The sequence below is a fragment of the Alkaliphilus peptidifermentans DSM 18978 genome, from assembly GCF_900101495.1.
GTDB lineage: Bacteria > Bacillota > Clostridia > Peptostreptococcales > Natronincolaceae > Alkaliphilus_C > Alkaliphilus_C peptidifermentans.
In genome coordinates this window covers 1-17,512 of sequence record NZ_FMUS01000023.1, presented here as the reverse complement: position 1 = coordinate 17,512, position 17,512 = coordinate 1, and the positions used below count along the sequence as shown (strand labels likewise).

Here is a 17,512-nt window from a genome sequence, read left to right as displayed (position 1 = left end):
TATAACAACTTGTTAAATAGCAATAAATTTGGTAAAATTAGAAGTGTGAAAATTTAGCATATCGAAATAAATTGAAACATTTATATAATAAGGAGTGCTTGTATGGATGCATCAGCAGTAATAAGTATTGAAGCCAGTGATCGGAAAAAGCTAAGGAAAAATGTAATTCAAATAGCATGGCCTGCAGTAACAGAATTAATTCTAATATCCTTATTTGGAGCTATAGATATGATTATGGTGGGTAGATTAGGGGCAGCTGCTATAACTTCTGTAGGTTTAGTTAATCAACCAATATTTTTAATTATGGCTGTATTCCAAGCGCTAAATATCGGTGGTGCAGCAGTAGTATCAAGGGGAATTGGATCAAAAAAATATAGCGATGCTAATTCTGCCACAAGACATTTGATAATTATAACAGGGATGCTTTCAATCGTCATTATATTTCCTGCTATTTTCACTGTAGCAGGAATATATCGGTTTATGGGGGCAGAGTATGAGGTAATAAGTATTGGATTAAATTATTTTAAAATAGTCTTAGTTAGTGTAATATTTCAAAATATTGCTTTATCTATTGCTTCTGTATTGAGGGCAAGTGGAGATACCAAAACACCTATGATTATTAATGTAGTATCAAATATTATTAATGTGTTAATGAATTATCTACTTATCTTTGGCAGAATGGGTTTGCCAGAATTGGGAGTAACCGGTGCAGGAATTGGCACTTTTTTATCAAGAGTATTGGCCTTTGTGCTTCTAACCTATTTATTATGTAGTAGCAAAGGAGATATTAAGCTTAAATTAAAGGAAATATTTCACTGGGATATCAAAACCATAAAAAAGATAGTAAGAATAGGTATGCCATCGGCAATGGAGCAATTTGTTCTAAGAAGTGGTAACCTTATTTTTGTTAGGGTAGTTTCTGGCCTTGGAACAGCAGTATATGCAGCTCATCAAATTTCTGTAAGTGTTTTGTCACTGTCCTTCACTTCTGGAATGGCATTTGGGATGGCGGCATCAACCTTAATAGGGCAAAGTCTTGGTGCTGAAAAAAGAACACTGGCAGAGGAGTATGGTAAGGAAACTAGACATTTAGGAAGTATTATTGCTACAATAATAGGCGTGATATTTTTCATTTTTTCTAAACAAATAGCTGGTCTTTTTAGTAATGATATTGAGGTTATTCAAAATACCTCCGGTGTTTTAAAAGTAATAGCTTTAATACAACCATTTCAGTCATCTCAGTTAATTTTAGCTGGTGCACTTAGAGGAGCAGGAGATACAAAATGGCCCCTGTATTCAACAATAGCAGGTATTTGGGGTATTAGAATAACCGTTGCCTATGTTTTAGTTGTGGGCTTTAAGCTTGGGCTTATGGGTGCATGGCTAGGTATATGTGTAGATCAGATATTACGATACTTTATACTTTTTTGGAGATTCAAAGGAGGTCATTGGAAATATGTTAAGATTTAATGAAAACACGAAGATAGTAAAATAAGAACTCTAATTATATAAAAGCCAGATGTTCTTATTTGTTAAGTTTTCTATAGTTTAATGGAGTAAAGCTGGTAACCTCCTTAAATACCCTTCCGAAATGAGATATGTTTCCATACCCTATTTTTTCAGCTATGTCAATTACCTTATCGTCTGTTTCCCTAAGTAATCGTTGAGCCTCACGAATTCTAACACTATTTACATATTCAATAAAGGTAAAACCAGTTGTCTGCTTAAAAGCTCTACTTAAATAATACTGACTTATAAAAAACTTCTTCGAAATTAACGGCAAGGATAATGCACTGCTGTAATTATTATTTATATATTGCACTATTTCTAGTATTTTTTTATGCATTTGACTTGGCTGCTCAGCTGTATTATTTTCCTCTATAAATCTTCTAATATATACTAAAAGCTCCATTAAGAGGGATTGTAAATTAATCTCGAAACCAATGGACTTGTTTTCAATTTCATGAATCATTTTGATGAATAAAGCTTCCATGTATTGCTTGTCAATAGATAATAATGTAATAACATTATTTTTTTTTGTAAAGAGATCATTTAAGAGACTCATAATACTGGGAGAAAACTGAAAATAATCCTTACCGAAATTTATTAGAATTCTTTCATGATGTTGAGATGTAGCATCAGTTGTTTTATGGAGATCATGCTCGTTTATTAAAACTAAGCTACCTGGTCTTATATGGAAAACTCTATCTTCAATGAAATAATATCTTTCGCCAGATAAAAGATAATAAAGTTCAAACTGGTTATGAAAGTGGTTAGACAGCATTGTAAAATTTCCTACAACTTCTCTATATGAGAACAAAAAGGATTCATCTGGATAATGAAAATCAACATTTTTTTTCTCCATAATTTATCACCTCGAAATAATTATATCATCATTTATAATTAATTAAAGCAAAATATGCATATAAAAGCTAAAAATAAGCAAAATCTGTGCAGAATGTTATACGGTCTTAATTTATAATAAAGTATATTGCATGTTATTACTGAAAAGTAACTTGTATTAAATGACATAAGTGAGGACAATTACAATGAAAGCTATTTTAAGCAAGAAGGATAGTGAAAGAAGGCAATTCGTTTTAGCTGGTGATATGTGGAGGGTTGTGATGGCTATCTCACTACCGTTAGCAGTTTATAATGGTTTTAATCATTTATTTAGCTTTGTGGATACCATGATGGCTTCCCATATAAGCTCAGAGGTGGTTTCTGCCATAGCCTATCTTTCACAGATCAAGACCATGTTAGCTGCAATAGGTGCTGGCTTAGCGGTAGGTGGTGGAATAATTGTTGCAAGATATTATGGTGCTGGTGATATCAAAAATGCAAAAAAGTATGTAAATACAGTACTATTTCTTTCTATAGGTATTGGACTAACATTACTAATAGTAATGCTTCCCTTTATCACTCCTATTCTAAGAATAGCCAATACACCAGAAGATCTAATAAGTGCAGGTAGTAGTTATTTCAAAGTTGAGATACTTATGATTATTACCATATTTATTAATAATGTCTATATAGCGGTGGAAAAAGCAAAGGGAAATACAAAGAAGATATTATATCTAAATCTAATGGTTATCGGAGTAAAATTATTACTATCAGCATTATTTGTTTATGTCTATAATTTCGGTATTACAATGATGGCTGTAGCAACTCTGATAGCACATTTATTGCTAACGATAATAGGATTATCCAATCTAATGCATCGGGACAATGTATTTAGATTGTCCTTTAAAGAATTAGACCTATCAATGAAAACTTTAAAACCTATAATAACATTATCACTTCCAATATTTTTTGAGAGATTTACCTTTAGTCTAGGTAAGGTTATAGTAAATTCCATGAGTGCCTTCTATGGAAGTATGGTGGTTGGAGCCCTTGGAGTATCCAATAATATTGCCGGTATTGCTACAAGTGTTGCCAATGGATTTCAAGATGGAGAAGCTTCTATTATTAGTCAAAATTTAGGAAATGATAGTTTCGAGAGAGCTATTGATGCATTTAAAAAGACTGTGATTATTAGTTTGATAATAGGTGGAGTAGGTTTTTTATTTACAACTACATTTATTGATGGTATCATATCATTGTTTGCTAGAGGCGATGTGCTGTTTGCTGGGGAAATAAAAAACATATTAAAGTTTGAAATATATGCCTTAATTACACTAACAGTAACATCTGCGGCAATGGGTCTATTATATGGATTTGGATATACAAGATTATCCTTGATTATTAATTTTTTACGCTTATTTTTATTTAGAATTCCGCCCCTGTATATACTGCAAAACTTCACTAGCTTGGGAAGTGAAAGCGTAGGTATAGCCATGATGATAAGCAATAGCATGGTGGGAATAATAGCAATAACTATTTGTTTTATAGTCATTCAGAAGATGAGAAAAGAAGGACAATACAATCTTTTGATTGCTACTGAGTAATAATTGAATCATTGAAAAAATCTCCTGCTCTACTAGGTAGTGGTGATCAATGATACTATTATATTGGTAGTATTTATGTTCTGGCAATAATTTTCTCAGTCTAGCAGAAATTTAAGATAAAAACCATTATACATTAATGTATAAAACATTCATGGAGGATATCTATGTCAAAGGTATAGATTTAGGCAGTAGAAGGGATGAATTGATAGAAATATAGACATAAGTAAAATAATAAAAGCTAGTGTAAGGAAGCACTAGCTTTTATATTTATTTATAGTAAATCAGGTAAGTGGAACTACTTGGCCGGTTTTTTTCTTAAGTTCAATATCTTTTTGATTATTTGCTCTAAGATGTTCAATAAGGTTTTTAATAAGTAGTTCAGAGCGGCCAGCATGATTTTTATAGTCATCTAAAATTTTATCAGATAGACCGCTTATTTCTTCATTAGAAATTGGCATAACGCAATATTCTTTTATAGATTTGCCAAAATATGAACCATCCATAGCTTCAAGGTATTCATCTAATATGTAGCTACCATCAATATTTTTTGAATAAGTAATGGCTCCAGGAATAATTCCACCTCCCATTTCGTAGAGGGTTTTACCATAGAGCTTATACCTATTATAATAAACAGTAACAAATACCTTAACTTTATCTTCTTCCTGATAGACACCTAATATAGTCGGTGCAACAACAGTAAAGCCAGAGTTGGGTAAAGAGTATTGTTGAACTGTAGTATTATAAACAAGCTGTTCTAGTGAATCTGAAACATTTCCAATATAATCAGGAAGCTTTACATTTGCAGAGAGTTGTGAATACCACTGGGTAGGCAATAGACCTTCGTCTGTTATTCCCAATAGATCTTTAGAAAGTGACATAATAATATGGCCCCTAAGGTCATTACTGATATTGTCTGACTCAAATTGAGAAAGCAAATAAATAAGAGCTTCATCACCCATCTTTAAAATATTATCATATTCCCGTTGATGGGCTTTAATATAATCACGGGGATTTGATGATGTTTTAGGGGAAGACATAATTATTTCTAAATAATGCTCAATTTGATTATCCTTTGTGACATCCATAGTGTGAATTGTGTCTAACTGGTCAATAAGGCTTTTAAGGGTATGCTCATTTTCTCCATAGGAGCGAATATCTTCACCCATTAGGTCTACAACGTATTCTCTAGTATAGACTAGACTATATGGTTCTACAGCTGGAATCATATATTCAATAGTGTCAACATTATCTATTAAGCTAAAAAGTATTACAGAATTTCTATAAAAATCATTGGTATTAATGTTGTTAGGTACAGTATATGAATCATCCTTCGTTTTCAAATTAATTGTTATTCCATAGGGTTGGTTGGAAGTATGAAGCCTAACTGTATCGCGAATAATACCCTCTGGTAAAGGTAGAGCATCAATAAGGGCAACCACCTTGCTATTATCACCTACATAGGGAGTTTTGTTGGCTATTAAATTTTCGATAGTATACTCTACAGAGGAGGGGCGTTCTGCAGTGTAAGGTTCTTTTGGATTAGCTAAAAAGGTAACCATCAGCACTGCAGTTATAATAATTGTAAGGATTATAACTCCAAAAGTAGGTTTTCTATAGGATAGTATATTCTTTATCCTTGATTTAATATTGCTTTCTCCAAAGGCAAGGGGACTCCCCATCAGTAAACCACTTCTCTTAACTGAAAGTGAAAGTAGAGAATTTGAATAGTTTCCTTTAATTTCATTACCCATTTCTTTAAGAACACTTTCATCGCAGGACATTTCCATATCCTTACTCATTAAGGTAAATGATAACCACATTAGAGGATTAAACCAGTGGATAATTAGAACTAAAAATGAAAATGGCTTTATAAGATAATCTAATCTTTTTATATGGGTTTTTTCATGGGCTAGAATAAATGATACCTCATGTTTGCTTATACCAGTTGGTATATATATTTTGGGCTTGATAAATCCACATACAAATGGTGTGGTAATTTTATTGGTCTCAAATATATTGTCCCTCACCAGTACTGCTGTAGTTACATTTTTCATGACTCTTACATAAGAAATAATGCTGTATAAAAGTAAAACAGCAATACCGATAATCCAAATGAAGCTGGCAATTGTAAACATCAATTGAATAGGGTGCAGCCCTGCAGCTGGAGCAGCGTCTGGTAATGAAGTACTAATAGCATTATTAATTCTGTCAATACCAATATCAATTGCTGAATTCTCCATAAATCCAATATTTCTAGGCACATACTCTATCATACTAGTATTAATAGTAGTGTTTGTTTTAAAAAGACTTAAAAAGCTAAAGATAGAACTGAAGCTAAAGGGAAAGATTAGCCTTACCAATACTGGTAACCATAACACATAAGAAAAGATCTTAGGAGCCTTCTTAAAAAAGAGTCTTGCTGCAATAACTGCAACAGCAATATAGCTAGCAGTAATGCTCATGTTAAATATCGCTGTAAATAGGCTGGTCATTTTGTAGCCTCCTCTATAATGCGCTTCAATTCCTCTGCTTCCTTTTTGTTAATCTTCTTTTCTCCTAAAAAAGCTGTTAGAAAGCGTGGTAAAGAGCCAGCAAAGGTTTTTTCTACAATGGTTTGACTCTCATATTTTTCAGCATCCTTTTGTTTAACAATAGACGTAACTATTGCTTCTTTATTTCTTAGCACTCCACGGTCACAAAGCTTCCTTAAAACTGTATATGTAGTTGATTTCTTCCAACCCAGCTTTTCATAGCTAAGCTTCACAAGTTCCGTAGAATTAATAGGTTCGTTTTCCCATACTAAATTTGCAAATCTATACTCTGCATCAAATAATTTGTACTGCTCCACAGTAATCAACCTCCAAAGTTTATTTCAATAGACCTTTACTTTAAGTTTATTGCGATAAACCAATTTTGTCAAGGAGAAAATTACTTCGATAAAAAGCATGAGTCGAAGCTTTCCAGACTCATGCTTTGTTTAATTGAAACTTTATATTGTATATTCTATTATTTGACCTCGTCTTTCAATAATGGCCACTTTTTTATTATCATTAATTTTTTCTGCAAACACCTTCGTAATATTACAATTATCAGCAAAATGTATAGGTATAAGTAGCTTTGGTTTAATTACATTAATAAAATATTCTCCTGCCAAATAGTAAAGCTCTTCAAGTCTAGGGTCCACAGGTATAAAGGCTATATCGATCTTTTTTCCTATTAACTTATTAACTTCAGCCTTAAAATCAAGTTCTTCCTTTAATTGCTGTTCTCTACTAAATTCCTTCCAATGCCACCAGTTAAGATCTCCTCCGTGAAAAATAGTAACACCGTCAACTGAAACTAGGTAAGATACACCAAGGTCAGTGGAACCAAATGTACTTATCTCAACATTATTAATCTTTAAAGTTTCATATTTATCTAACTGAAAGTAATTATTTTTATATTCACCCAATTCAATATCGCTACTTAATATGTATTTTATATTACTGTGATTTTTGTCCCAATTAAAAATTATTGGATTAAAGTGATCCCTATGCTGATGAGTGACGAATACTAAAATTTGCTTATCGACAGGAAAGTCTGATGGACTTACCACACCATTAGATAGACTTCTTGCAGAATTATTAGGCGTATCATTAAAATAGTCGAAAACCAGAAAATGATTTTGCGTTTCTACTACAAACCCACTATGATACAAATATACAATTTTAATGCTTTTATCCTCCATAGTAATACTCCTTTGAAAGTTATTTTGCTTTATTATTATAATACCTTTATCAGTGGTTTTATAACATTTTTTAAATGTAATATTTCTAGAAATATGTATAACTTTAAAAGGTCTGAGATTAAATCAGTCTCTAGACCGCTGAGGATAATTTATAACATCAGTAAAATATAAATAGCACAAGCAAAAGGAGATGAAAAAATGAATACTTTAGTAGAGAAAATTAATCCAAACATAAGCCCCAGCAAAAGAAACTAATGCTAATATTCTTTATAAATAATAAAGAACTAAAGAAAATATAGAGTAGTATTGAAAATCAATATTTAGTTAATTGCAAAAAAATGGACTTTGTTTTAATAACAAAGTCCATTTACATTATACCTTAGGAATATTTCTTCCATAATAAATTTCAGACATTTCCTTCTTAAGACGTTGTTTAATTTTTTTTCGTTCACCAGGCTTTAAATCAGTTTTATGAATTCCAAAAAGGTAGTTGTCTAAATCGAATTCCTTCAACAGCATTTTTGTATGGAATATGTTTTCTTGATATACATTAACATCGATCATTTGATATCTGTTGCGAGTATCGCTTGAGATATAGTTTTGAATAGAGTTGATTTTATGATCGATAAAATACTTCTTGCCATTAACATCTCTTGTAAAGCCTCGAACACGATAGTCTATTGTCATTATGTCTGATTCAAAGCTGTGAATTAAATAGTTCAAAGCCTTCAATGGTGAAATATGTCCACAGGTTGACACATCGATATCAGCTCTGAAGGTACTAATACCTTCATCTGGGTGGCTTTCAGGATAGGTATGGACTGTAATATGACTTTTATCTAAATGACCAACAACTGCATCTGGTAAAGGACCCGGAGATTCTGTTGCTGCATCGTCATGAGCTTCTTGTGTGACTAATCCTTCTGAAACTAGCATTGTTACACTCGCGCCTTGAGGATCATAATCTTGTTTTGCTATATTAAGAATATTAGCACCTATGATATTGGCAACATCTGTTAAAATCTTTGTAAGCCTTTCAGCGTTATATTGTTCGTCAATGTATTCAATATATCCCTTGCGATCTTCAACAGTTTTAGCATAGCAAATATCATACATATTAAAACTCAATGTCTTTGTTAAGTTATTAAACCCGTAAAGCTTAAGCTTTTTTATACCTTTGATTTCCATTTTATGCTATCTTCCTCCTTTGTTTATCTTAATTAAACAGAATATTAGATAAAACCTCTGCGTTCAATTATAAACTTTGTTGAATCATATATCAAGTAAAAGCATCTTCTTTCTTAGATAAAGTTTAACCAGCTTTTTAATGAAAAATTTCTTATGTATTTTTTCGCTTTTTTATGGTTGGTATAAATTAAAACTATATAGTAAGAATAACCATTACATAAGCTAATTACTCATAAAAATATATAAAAAAAACTATATTCGACATTTATTTATGGTATAATCACACTATGATTATAAACTGGAGGAAGATGAATGAAGGCAGAACTAATAAATTCATTTCTTAAAGCCGGTCAAGATGTGGTTATGCAGATGACTGGAATTAAACTAGAAATTGAAAAAACCTATATAAAAAAACCACCCTTTGATAAAAATGATATTGCGATTGTTATTGGGGTAACGGGAGAACTTAATGGGTTAACAGCAATAAATATGAGTGAAGATTTAGCATTGAAGATGGCATCCACCATGATGGGGGGTATGCAGATTTCATCTTTGGATGAAATTTCTAAAAGTGCTGTTACTGAGCTAGGCAATATGATTCTTGGAAATGCCGCCAGTTTACTATACAATGAAGGTGTTAAGGTTGATATCACTCCTCCTCAGTTATTGGAAAATGAAGTTATAAATTATTCCAAAAACACTCCCATTATATCGACTTTATTGAAGGGGAATATAGGAACAATTGAAGTAGAGGTGGCAGTAAAGACATTATAACGGTTATATACTAAAGGAGAGAGGAATATATGTTAAATATTGTTTTACATGAGCCTGAAATTCCTCAAAATACAGGAAATATTGCAAGGACATGTGTTATTACTAATACTGTATTACATATTATTGGACCTACAGGCTTTTCAATGGAAGAAAAACATTTGAAAAGAGCTGGTCTAGACTACTGGCATCTATTAGACTTAAGATATTATGATAATTATGAAACGTTTTTAGAAAAGAACCAAGGTGCAATAATTTATTATGCGACTACAAAGGCAATTAATAATTATTCTGATGTAATCTATGATGATAATTGTTACATAATGTTTGGTAAAGAGACAGCAGGTATTCCAAAAGATATACTTAATCTAAATGATAATAAATGTATAAGAATCCCAATGCTAAACATTGAGAAGGCCAGATCCCTTAATCTATCTAATTCGGTTGCAATAGTGTTATATGAGGCCTTAAGGCAGCTTGACTTTCCAGGGATGAGATAAAAGCATATATCATATTACTCAATAACCAAGAATATCAGCAGATGTTATCTAAGCACATTTCATTTTCACGTGTAGGAATGACATCCTGATATTTTGTAGTTTTTGATATTATATTTTGCTATCTAGGTAAGGTGATTCACTTTTGGAATAATAACTAACATTTTTATATATTAGCAGGAATTCCCTTAATAATATTGAATTATATTTAAATAGAAAAAAAGGAATTTATTGTATATCGCAAACTATATTTATAGAAATAAGTTGGAAAAATACAAACCCATATCGGAGGAGGGTTTATTATGAAAAAAGTTCAAATAGTTACAGATAGTATGACTGATATACCAAAAGGATTAATGGAGAAGTATAATATTATAGTAGTCCCATTAACAATATATTTTGGTGATGCAGAGTTTAAAGATGGCGTGGATCTGACTAATGAGGATTTTTATCGAAAGCTCTCAAATGCAGTTGAATTACCCAAAACATCTCAGGTTCCACCAAAAACCTTCAATGATATTTTTGCACAAATATTAGAAGCTGGAAAAGAGATTATATGTGTAAATGGATCTGGTAGGGCAAGTGGAACATATCAGTCTGCAATAATTGCTAGGGAAGATTTAGCAACTGATAAAGTAGATATATTTGACTCGATGGCCCTCTCCTTTGGTGGAGGACTATTGGTTTATGAGGCAGCTAAAATGGCAGAAGATGGTGCTGAAAGAAGGGATATAATTCAACGACTGACAGAGTTAAAGCCTGAAATAGATCATATTTTTACGGTAGACACCCTAGAATTTTTACGAAGGGGTGGAAGATTGAATCCAATGAAGGCTGTTATAGGTGGCCTCTTAAACATAAAACCAATACTGACAGTCAGGGAAGGATTGGTGGAGCCTTTAGATAAAGTAAGAGGCAGTAAAAAGGTTATAGGTAAAATGGTGGACCTGGCAAAGGAACGTGGTGGAGACTTTTCTAACAAGACAATAGCCATTGCTCATGCAGATACTATAGAAGCATGTATTCAATTGAAGGAGAAAGTAGAGAAGGAGTTAAAACCAAAAGAGATAGTCATGACTGAGGTTGGATGTACCATAGGAACCCATGGAGGTCCAGGTACATTAGGAATGTTTTATTATAGATAATAAATATCAAATTGATAAGTCATTATGAAAAAGATTTAACGAAATATATTCTATTTTATTTAATTAAATAGAAAATTCAAACTAAATTTATAATTATTTATTTTGTTTTTTGCAAATAAAACTGTTGCCTTTAGGTTGTTCTATATAATATAATTAGTATTGAAGAAGGGCATGAAAAATTTAGTAATGATTGATATATTTTATACAATACAATTGAATAGTAACTGGAGGATAAATGCGGGAGAGACTTAATCCTAGTTAGATTGAGCGCCGAAGGAAGAAGCTTGGTAACACGCCATTACCTAGTGAATATCTCAGGCAAAAGGACCGTATTTGGACAGTACTCTGGAAAGCGTATGTGCACCGAAGGAGCAATTCCTATTTTAGGGAGAATCTCTCAGGTTAATAAACAGAGATAACTAATGGCAACAAGGCGTTGACATGAGTTTTCTCTGTTTTTGTTTGCATATTTTTATATATTTTAGGGTATATCTAACAGAAGGTATGAACTTTTATACATATCAAAAGAGGTGTTATTTTGAAAGCAATTATTTTGACCAACAATCCTATGATTCTAAATAAGTATAGCGACTTTTATTTAGTAGAATACATAGAAGAATCATTAATGACTGTATTAACTAAGGCACGAGATAAAATTCATGAAGGACACCTCCTGTTAAGTCATCCACTATCAGGAAGTGTAAAACCAAATGAAACCATATATAAAAGTGTTATCATTTCGCAGGAAAAGGGTACATTAGATATGAACTCTCTAATGATAATCGAATCTAGTATCGAAACTGCAAGAAAATTCATCGGAATGAAAGAGGCTCCATTATGGAATAAAAAGATATTAGAGGACTTTCAGGAAATCGATTACACATTAATTGCAAGTGCAATTGAAAGTATGAAGCAATTTAAATAATCAATTTGAGTTTTACTTATAATTTAATTATATATTATTAAAACTATAGCTAAGGAGTGATTTGGATGGAAAAGATTTATGATGTTGTTATCATTGGTGGAGGTCCAGCTGGTCTTTCAGCAGGCTTATACTCTGCAAGAGCTAAAATGTCTACACTAATCCTTGAGAAGAACAAAACAGGTGGCCAGATAGCTACAACGGAAGAAGTAGCAAATTATCCAGGTTCAATTGAACATGCTTCAGGACCTTCTCTTGTAGCAAGAATGGTAGATCAATGTAAGGAGTTTGGAGCAGCTATTGAAAAAGACACCATTACAGAAGTCAAATTAGATGATCAAATTAAGATTTTAGTAGGAGAAAAGAATACATATATGGCTAGAAGTATAATAGTAGCTCCAGGTGCAAGCCCAAGACTAATGGATGTACCGGGTGAAAAGGAGCTTACTGGCAAAGGAGTTTCCTACTGTGCAACATGTGATGCAGACTTCTTTACCGACTTTGAAGTGTTTGTAATTGGTGGAGGAGATTCAGCAGTAGAAGAAGCTATTTTCTTAACTAGATTTGCTCGCAAGGTTACTATAGTCCATAGAAGAGATGAACTTAAGGCAGCTAAGTCAATACAGGAAAAAGCATTTAAAAACAGTAAGATTGATTTCATGTGGAACACTACAATAGATGAAATAAAGGGTGATGGAATAGTAGAGGGAGTCGTTTTTAGAAACCTTCAAACTGGTGAAACACAAGAGCATATGGCCCACGAGGATGATGGAACCTTTGGTATATTTGTCTTTGTAGGTTACATTCCTCAAACTCAAATATTTAAAGGATTATTAGATATGGATGGAGCAGGCTACTTTATTACTGATGATAATATGAAAACCAATGTTCCTGGGGTTTTTGCAGCCGGTGACTGCCGCGTTAAATCACTAAGACAGGTTGTTACTGCTGTTTCTGATGGCGCGATTGCAGCTGTTCAGGCTGAAAAATATATAGAAAATAATTTTCATGAATAATGCACATAACTAATTTGTAAGGAGGTGAAAAGAATGCTAGCAGTTGACAAAGATACTTTTGAAGCAGAAGTACTTAATGCTGAAGGCTATGTATTGGTGGATTTTTGGAGTGATGGATGTGAACCTTGTAAAGCATTAATGCCAGATGTTGAAGAATTAGACAACCTATATGGTGACAAAATGAAATTTACAAAATTAAACACAACCCAAGCGAGAAGATTAGCTATCAAAGAAAAGGTCCTAGGACTACCTACTATATCTATTTATAAGGATGGAAGTAAAATCGACGAGGTTACAAAGGAAGAAGCTACTAGAAACAACATAGAAGCAATGGTTAAAAAATATGTATAGTTGTATTTGGCCTATGATAGGATCAAATCAAGTTGTAGGCCTTTTATAAAAAAAGGGAGGTGAAGCTTGTGCGATTAGAGTTAGGTAATATTTATATTAACGATGTTAAGCTAGCTGATACAACTAAGGTTGAAAATGGTGTGCTTTACGTTAATAAAGAAGAGCTGCTTCAAGAAATAGGCGGCGACGAGCATATAAAAAGCATTGACCTTGAATTAGCTCATCCAGGTGAAGAAGTTCGAATTACACCTGTTAAGGATGTAATCGAGCCAAGAGTCAAGGTTGAAGGACCAGGAGGCATTTTTCCAGGAGTCCTTAGTAAGGTTGATACTGTAGGATCAGGTCGCACACATGCATTAAAAAATGTTGCAGTGGTTACTGCAGGAAAGATTGTTGGTTTCCAGGAAGGAATCATTGATATGACTGGTCCTGGAGCAGATTACACACCTTTCTCCAAAACCCACAATGTTGTTCTTTTGATTGAACCAGTTGATGGTTTGAAACAACATGAACATGAAGCAGCATTACGTATGATTGGTTTTAAAGCAGCTGCATACCTTGGTAAAGTAGCTAAAGATTTAACTCCTGATGAAGTAAAGGTTTATGAGACTGAACCATTATTTGAGTCAGTAAAAAAATATCCTAATCTACCGAAGGTTGGATATGTTTACATGCTTCAAACACAAGGATTATTGCATGACACTTATGTTTATGGTGTAGATGCTAAGAAGATAGTACCAACAATTTTATACCCTACAGAAATTATGGATGGGGCCATTGTAAGCGGTAACTGTGTTTCTGCTTGTGATAAAAACCCAACCTATGTACATTTAAATAATGGTATTATTGAAGATCTGTATGAAAAGCATGGAAAAGAGATTAACTTTGTAGGTGTAATAATTACAAACGAAAATGTATATCTTGCAGACAAAGAAAGATCTTCAAATTGGACAGCTAAGCTGTGCAAATATCTTAGCCTAGATGGAGTTATTGTTTCTCAAGAGGGCTTTGGTAATCCAGATACTGATCTTATTATGAATTGCAAGAAAATCGAAAATGAAGGTATCAAAACTGTTATAGTGACTGATGAATATGCAGGACGTGATGGTGCGTCTCAATCATTGGCTGACGCTGACCCTAAGGCAGATGCAGTGGTTACAAATGGTAATGCCAACGAAACAATTGTATTACCTCCAATGAAGCGTATCATTGGTACTACAGAGCATGTTGATGTAATTGCTGGTGGATTTGCAGGAAGCTTAAGACCAGATGGTAGCATCGAAGTGGAAATTCAAGCAATTACTGGTGCAACCAATGAAACAGGCTATGTAACACTATCTACAAAAGGTTTTTAATCATTTAAAAATTATTTAGAAGGGTGGTAAGGATATGTCTTTATTTGACGGTAAAAAAATAATCGTTATAGGCGATAGAGACGGAATTCCAGGACCAGCCATCGAAGAATGCCTAAAGACAACTGGTGCAGAAGTAGTTTTTTCAGCAACAGAATGCTTTGTCTGAACGGCTGCAGGAGCGATGGACCTGGAAAACCAAAATAGAGTAAAAGGTCTTACTGAGCAATATGGTGCAGAGAATGTTGTTGTTGTTCTTGGAGCAGCAGAAGCAGAAACAGCAGGATTAGCTGCTGAAACTGTAACCAATGGAGACCCTACTTTTGCAGGTTCGTTAGCAGGAGTCCAGTTAGGACTTCGAGTATATCATGCAGTAGAGCCAGATTTCAAAGATGCAGTTGACCCAGATGTATTTGATGAGCAAATAGGTATGATGGAAATGGTTCTTGATGTTGATGCAATTGTAGCTGAAATGAACAACATCAGAAGCGAATTCACAAAGTATTAGTATTATGAATGAAAATATAATATTTCCCGTAAAAATTCCGAGAGGGGGGAAACTATGAGTAAAAAAATTGTCCATTATATAAACCAGTTCTTCGCCGGTGTAGGTGGAGAAGAAAAAGCTGATATTAAACCAGAGCTTAGAGAAGGTGTAGTAGGTCCAGGTATGGCTCTAAACACTGCATTAAAGGGCGAAGGTGAAATTGTTGCAACCATCATTTGTGGTGACTCATATTTTAATGAAAACCTAGAGGAAGCAAAAGCAACAATTTTAGAGATGGTGAAGAAATATAATCCCGATTTATTCATAGCAGGACCAGCTTTTAATGCAGGTCGTTATGGTGTTGCATGTGGTGATATTGCTAATGCCGTTAAGGAGGAATTAAATATTCCAGTATTAACAGGTATGTATATTGAGAATCCAGGTGCCGATATGTTTAAGAAGAGCTTATACATTATCGAAACTGGTAATTCTGCAGCAGCAATGAGAACAGCAGTACCAGCAATGGCAAACCTTGCGTTAAAAATGTTAAAGGGTGAAGCTATTGGTTCTCCAGAAGAAGATAAGTATATCCCTAGAGGCATAAGAAAGAACTTCTTTGCCAGTGAGAGAGGCTCTAAACGAGCGGTTAATATGCTGCTTAAGAAGCTTAAGGGAGAAGAATTTGTAACTGAATATCCAATGCCAGACTTTGATAGAGTAGAACCTAATCCAGCAGTTAAGGACATTTCAAAGGCGAAAATTGCCCTTGTTACTTCTGGAGGTATTGTACCTAAGCATAATCCAGATAGAATAGAATCTTCAAGTGCTTCAAAGTATGGTAAGTATGATATTTCTGGCTTTAATGATTTAACAGAGGCAGACCATGAAACTGCCCACGGTGGATATGACCCAGTATATGCAAATATCGATCCGGATCGTGTATTACCGGTTGATGTTTTAAGGGACTTAGAAAAAGAAGGTGCAATTGGAGAATTACACAAGTACTTCTATACTACAGTTGGTAATGGTACATCTGTTGGTAATTCAAAAGCATTTGCAGCTGAATTTGCAAAGGAATTAAAGGCTGATGGCGTAGATGCTGTTATCCTAACCTCCACGTGAGGCACCTGTACACGTTGCGGTGCAACAATGGTGAAGGAAATTGAAAGAGAAGGAATACCAGTGGTACACATTTGTACAGTTGTTCCAATTTCATTGACAGTAGGTGCCAATCGAATTGTTCCAGCTATTGCAATACCACATCCATTAGGAAATCCAGCATTAGATGCTGGTGAAGAAAAAAGCCTTAGAAGAAAGATAGTTATGAATTCATTAAAGGCTTTAACAACAGAAGTAGACGGACAAACTGTATTTGAAGGGTAAGCTTTTATAGTGCCAACTCTTCAACTCTGGTAACATTAATAAGCTAGATGGGCACCTTACGTGCCCATCTATTTAATTAAAAATAAAAATCTTGTTCTATTATTTGCGGGAGGTGCATTAAATGTCAAATGCAGTAGTAAAGGGTGCAGGATATATATTAATCCATACACCTGATATGATTCTACACAATGGTACGACTCAAACGATGGAAAGATTAGCTAATCCTGAATCTGAATATTTAAAAAAGCTACCAAATCATTTTCGTTCATATGAAGATGTTGTTAGCTATCCACCAAACCAAGCATATATAGGTACTATTAAGCCTGAGGATTTAAGGGGCTATGAAATGCCTTGGTATAAACATGCTGTTGCTGGAGCTGAAAGATATGGTAAGCTAGGTGAAATTATGCCTCAGGAAGAATTCATTGGTTTAATGAAGATTTCTGATGTTTTTGATCTTGTTAAGCTGGAAAAGGATTTTACAAAGGATGTTAAGGAGAAGTTAAGTAAGCATCCTTTGATGAAGGAGGAGCTTGTAGCTAAGCTTAAGGATGGGGATGATTTAGAGTCTATTGAAAAGGCTATTAAGGAATTCCATGCTGAAGCTCTTTATCATAATAACAAGCTTGTTGGTTGTGTAAAGAGGGCACATGATATTGATCCAAACTTAAATGCTCATATTATTCATGAGAATCTTATTACTAAGGCATCTGGTTTGTTAGCTTT

16 protein-coding genes, 1 pseudogene and 2 riboswitches are annotated in these 17,512 nt (G+C 33.6%); of the genes and pseudogenes, 12 read left to right on the top strand and 5 right to left on the bottom strand.

The window, feature by feature from the left end; all coding sequences use genetic code 11:
• Positions 1-102: 102 nt before the first annotated feature.
• The gene (locus BLP68_RS15295) at positions 103-1,470 is read left to right on the top strand and encodes an MATE family efflux transporter (RefSeq protein WP_091545498.1); all 1,368 of its coding nucleotides are present in this window, start codon (positions 103-105) and stop codon (positions 1,468-1,470) included.
• Between the two features lie 55 nt (positions 1,471-1,525).
• Here BLP68_RS15295 and BLP68_RS15290 read toward each other — a convergent pair whose 3' ends face one another.
• Positions 1,526-2,365: a helix-turn-helix transcriptional regulator gene (locus tag BLP68_RS15290; RefSeq protein WP_091545496.1), complete on the bottom strand. Its 840-nt coding sequence runs from the start codon at positions 2,363-2,365 to the stop codon at positions 1,526-1,528.
• Between the two features lie 184 nt (positions 2,366-2,549).
• On the opposite strand from BLP68_RS15290, the gene BLP68_RS15285 reads away from it, so the two are divergent.
• The gene (locus BLP68_RS15285; protein WP_091545495.1) at positions 2,550-3,947 is read left to right on the top strand and encodes an MATE family efflux transporter; all 1,398 of its coding nucleotides are present in this window, start codon (positions 2,550-2,552) and stop codon (positions 3,945-3,947) included.
• Positions 3,948-4,228: 281 nt separating this feature from the next.
• Here BLP68_RS15285 and BLP68_RS15280 read toward each other — a convergent pair whose 3' ends face one another.
• The 4 genes from BLP68_RS15280 to speD form a co-directional block, all read right to left on the bottom strand.
• Positions 4,229-6,439 (bottom strand): M56 family metallopeptidase, encoded by a 2,211-nt coding sequence (locus BLP68_RS15280; protein WP_091545493.1) that lies wholly within the window; start codon positions 6,437-6,439, stop codon positions 4,229-4,231.
• Positions 6,436-6,795 (bottom strand): BlaI/MecI/CopY family transcriptional regulator, encoded by a 360-nt coding sequence (locus BLP68_RS15275; RefSeq protein ID WP_091545492.1) that lies wholly within the window; start codon positions 6,793-6,795, stop codon positions 6,436-6,438. Before BLP68_RS15275 ends, BLP68_RS15280 begins: the two co-directional genes overlap by 4 nt.
• A gap of 141 nt (positions 6,796-6,936) precedes the next feature.
• Entirely contained in the window at positions 6,937-7,674 is a 738-nt protein-coding gene (locus BLP68_RS15270) for an MBL fold metallo-hydrolase (RefSeq protein WP_091545490.1), read from the bottom strand.
• A gap of 372 nt (positions 7,675-8,046) precedes the next feature.
• Complete coding sequence (speD, locus tag BLP68_RS15265; RefSeq protein ID WP_091545489.1) at positions 8,047-8,862, bottom strand: adenosylmethionine decarboxylase; 816 nt, start codon at positions 8,860-8,862, stop codon at positions 8,047-8,049.
• Positions 8,863-9,174: 312 nt separating this feature from the next.
• Between speD and BLP68_RS15260 the strand changes: the two genes are divergently transcribed.
• From BLP68_RS15260 to BLP68_RS15215, 10 genes and pseudogenes are all read left to right on the top strand, one after another.
• Positions 9,175-9,636 (top strand): chemotaxis protein CheX, encoded by a 462-nt coding sequence (locus tag BLP68_RS15260; RefSeq protein ID WP_091545487.1) that lies wholly within the window; start codon positions 9,175-9,177, stop codon positions 9,634-9,636.
• 29 nt (positions 9,637-9,665) lie between these two features.
• The gene (locus tag BLP68_RS15255; protein WP_091545485.1) at positions 9,666-10,133 is read left to right on the top strand and encodes a tRNA (cytidine(34)-2'-O)-methyltransferase; all 468 of its coding nucleotides are present in this window, start codon (positions 9,666-9,668) and stop codon (positions 10,131-10,133) included.
• A gap of 299 nt (positions 10,134-10,432) precedes the next feature.
• On the top strand, positions 10,433-11,275 hold the full coding sequence (locus BLP68_RS15250; RefSeq protein ID WP_091545483.1) for a DegV family protein: 843 nt from the start codon (positions 10,433-10,435) through the stop codon (positions 11,273-11,275).
• A 228-nt stretch (positions 11,276-11,503) separates the two neighbouring features.
• Positions 11,504-11,615: riboswitch (glycine riboswitch) on the top strand.
• Between the two features lie 3 nt (positions 11,616-11,618).
• Positions 11,619-11,690: riboswitch (glycine riboswitch) on the top strand.
• A 123-nt stretch (positions 11,691-11,813) separates the two neighbouring features.
• Positions 11,814-12,200: a GrdX family protein gene (locus tag BLP68_RS15245; protein ID WP_176759060.1), complete on the top strand. Its 387-nt coding sequence runs from the start codon at positions 11,814-11,816 to the stop codon at positions 12,198-12,200.
• Positions 12,201-12,265: 65 nt separating this feature from the next.
• Entirely contained in the window at positions 12,266-13,213 is a 948-nt protein-coding gene (gene trxB / locus BLP68_RS15240) for a thioredoxin-disulfide reductase (protein WP_091545481.1), read from the top strand.
• A gap of 33 nt (positions 13,214-13,246) precedes the next feature.
• Positions 13,247-13,564, top strand: a complete 318-nt coding sequence (trxA, locus tag BLP68_RS15235; RefSeq protein WP_091545479.1) for a thioredoxin TrxA — start codon at positions 13,247-13,249, stop codon at positions 13,562-13,564.
• Between the two features lie 68 nt (positions 13,565-13,632).
• Positions 13,633-14,919 (top strand): glycine/sarcosine/betaine reductase component B subunit, encoded by a 1,287-nt coding sequence (locus BLP68_RS15230; protein WP_091545478.1) that lies wholly within the window; start codon positions 13,633-13,635, stop codon positions 14,917-14,919.
• A 34-nt stretch (positions 14,920-14,953) separates the two neighbouring features.
• Positions 14,954-15,424: a glycine/sarcosine/betaine reductase complex selenoprotein A gene (gene grdA / locus BLP68_RS15225; protein ID WP_091545476.1), complete on the top strand. Its 471-nt coding sequence runs from the start codon at positions 14,954-14,956 to the stop codon at positions 15,422-15,424.
• A gap of 54 nt (positions 15,425-15,478) precedes the next feature.
• Positions 15,479-16,786: a glycine reductase complex selenoprotein B gene (grdB, locus tag BLP68_RS15220; RefSeq protein ID WP_091545475.1), complete on the top strand. Its 1,308-nt coding sequence runs from the start codon at positions 15,479-15,481 to the stop codon at positions 16,784-16,786.
• Between the two features lie 121 nt (positions 16,787-16,907).
• Positions 16,908-17,512, top strand: a pseudogene (locus BLP68_RS15215) (glycine/sarcosine/betaine reductase complex component C subunit beta); the annotation flags it as partial.

Coding starts and splice junctions, on each gene's coding strand:
- BLP68_RS15295 (WP_091545498.1), top strand. CDS start 103: ATGGATGCATCAGCAGTAATAAGTATTGAAGCCAGTGATCGGAAAAAG.
- BLP68_RS15290 (WP_091545496.1), bottom strand. CDS start 2,365: ATGGAGAAAAAAAATGTTGATTTTCATTATCCAGATGAATCCTTTTTG.
- BLP68_RS15285 (WP_091545495.1), top strand. CDS start 2,550: ATGAAAGCTATTTTAAGCAAGAAGGATAGTGAAAGAAGGCAATTCGTT.
- BLP68_RS15280 (WP_091545493.1), bottom strand. CDS start 6,439: ATGACCAGCCTATTTACAGCGATATTTAACATGAGCATTACTGCTAGC.
- BLP68_RS15270 (WP_091545490.1), bottom strand. CDS start 7,674: ATGGAGGATAAAAGCATTAAAATTGTATATTTGTATCATAGTGGGTTT.
- speD (WP_091545489.1), bottom strand. CDS start 8,862: ATGGAAATCAAAGGTATAAAAAAGCTTAAGCTTTACGGGTTTAATAAC.
- BLP68_RS15260 (WP_091545487.1), top strand. CDS start 9,175: ATGAAGGCAGAACTAATAAATTCATTTCTTAAAGCCGGTCAAGATGTG.
- BLP68_RS15255 (WP_091545485.1), top strand. CDS start 9,666: ATGTTAAATATTGTTTTACATGAGCCTGAAATTCCTCAAAATACAGGA.
- BLP68_RS15250 (WP_091545483.1), top strand. CDS start 10,433: ATGAAAAAAGTTCAAATAGTTACAGATAGTATGACTGATATACCAAAA.
- trxB (WP_091545481.1), top strand. CDS start 12,266: ATGGAAAAGATTTATGATGTTGTTATCATTGGTGGAGGTCCAGCTGGT.
- trxA (WP_091545479.1), top strand. CDS start 13,247: ATGCTAGCAGTTGACAAAGATACTTTTGAAGCAGAAGTACTTAATGCT.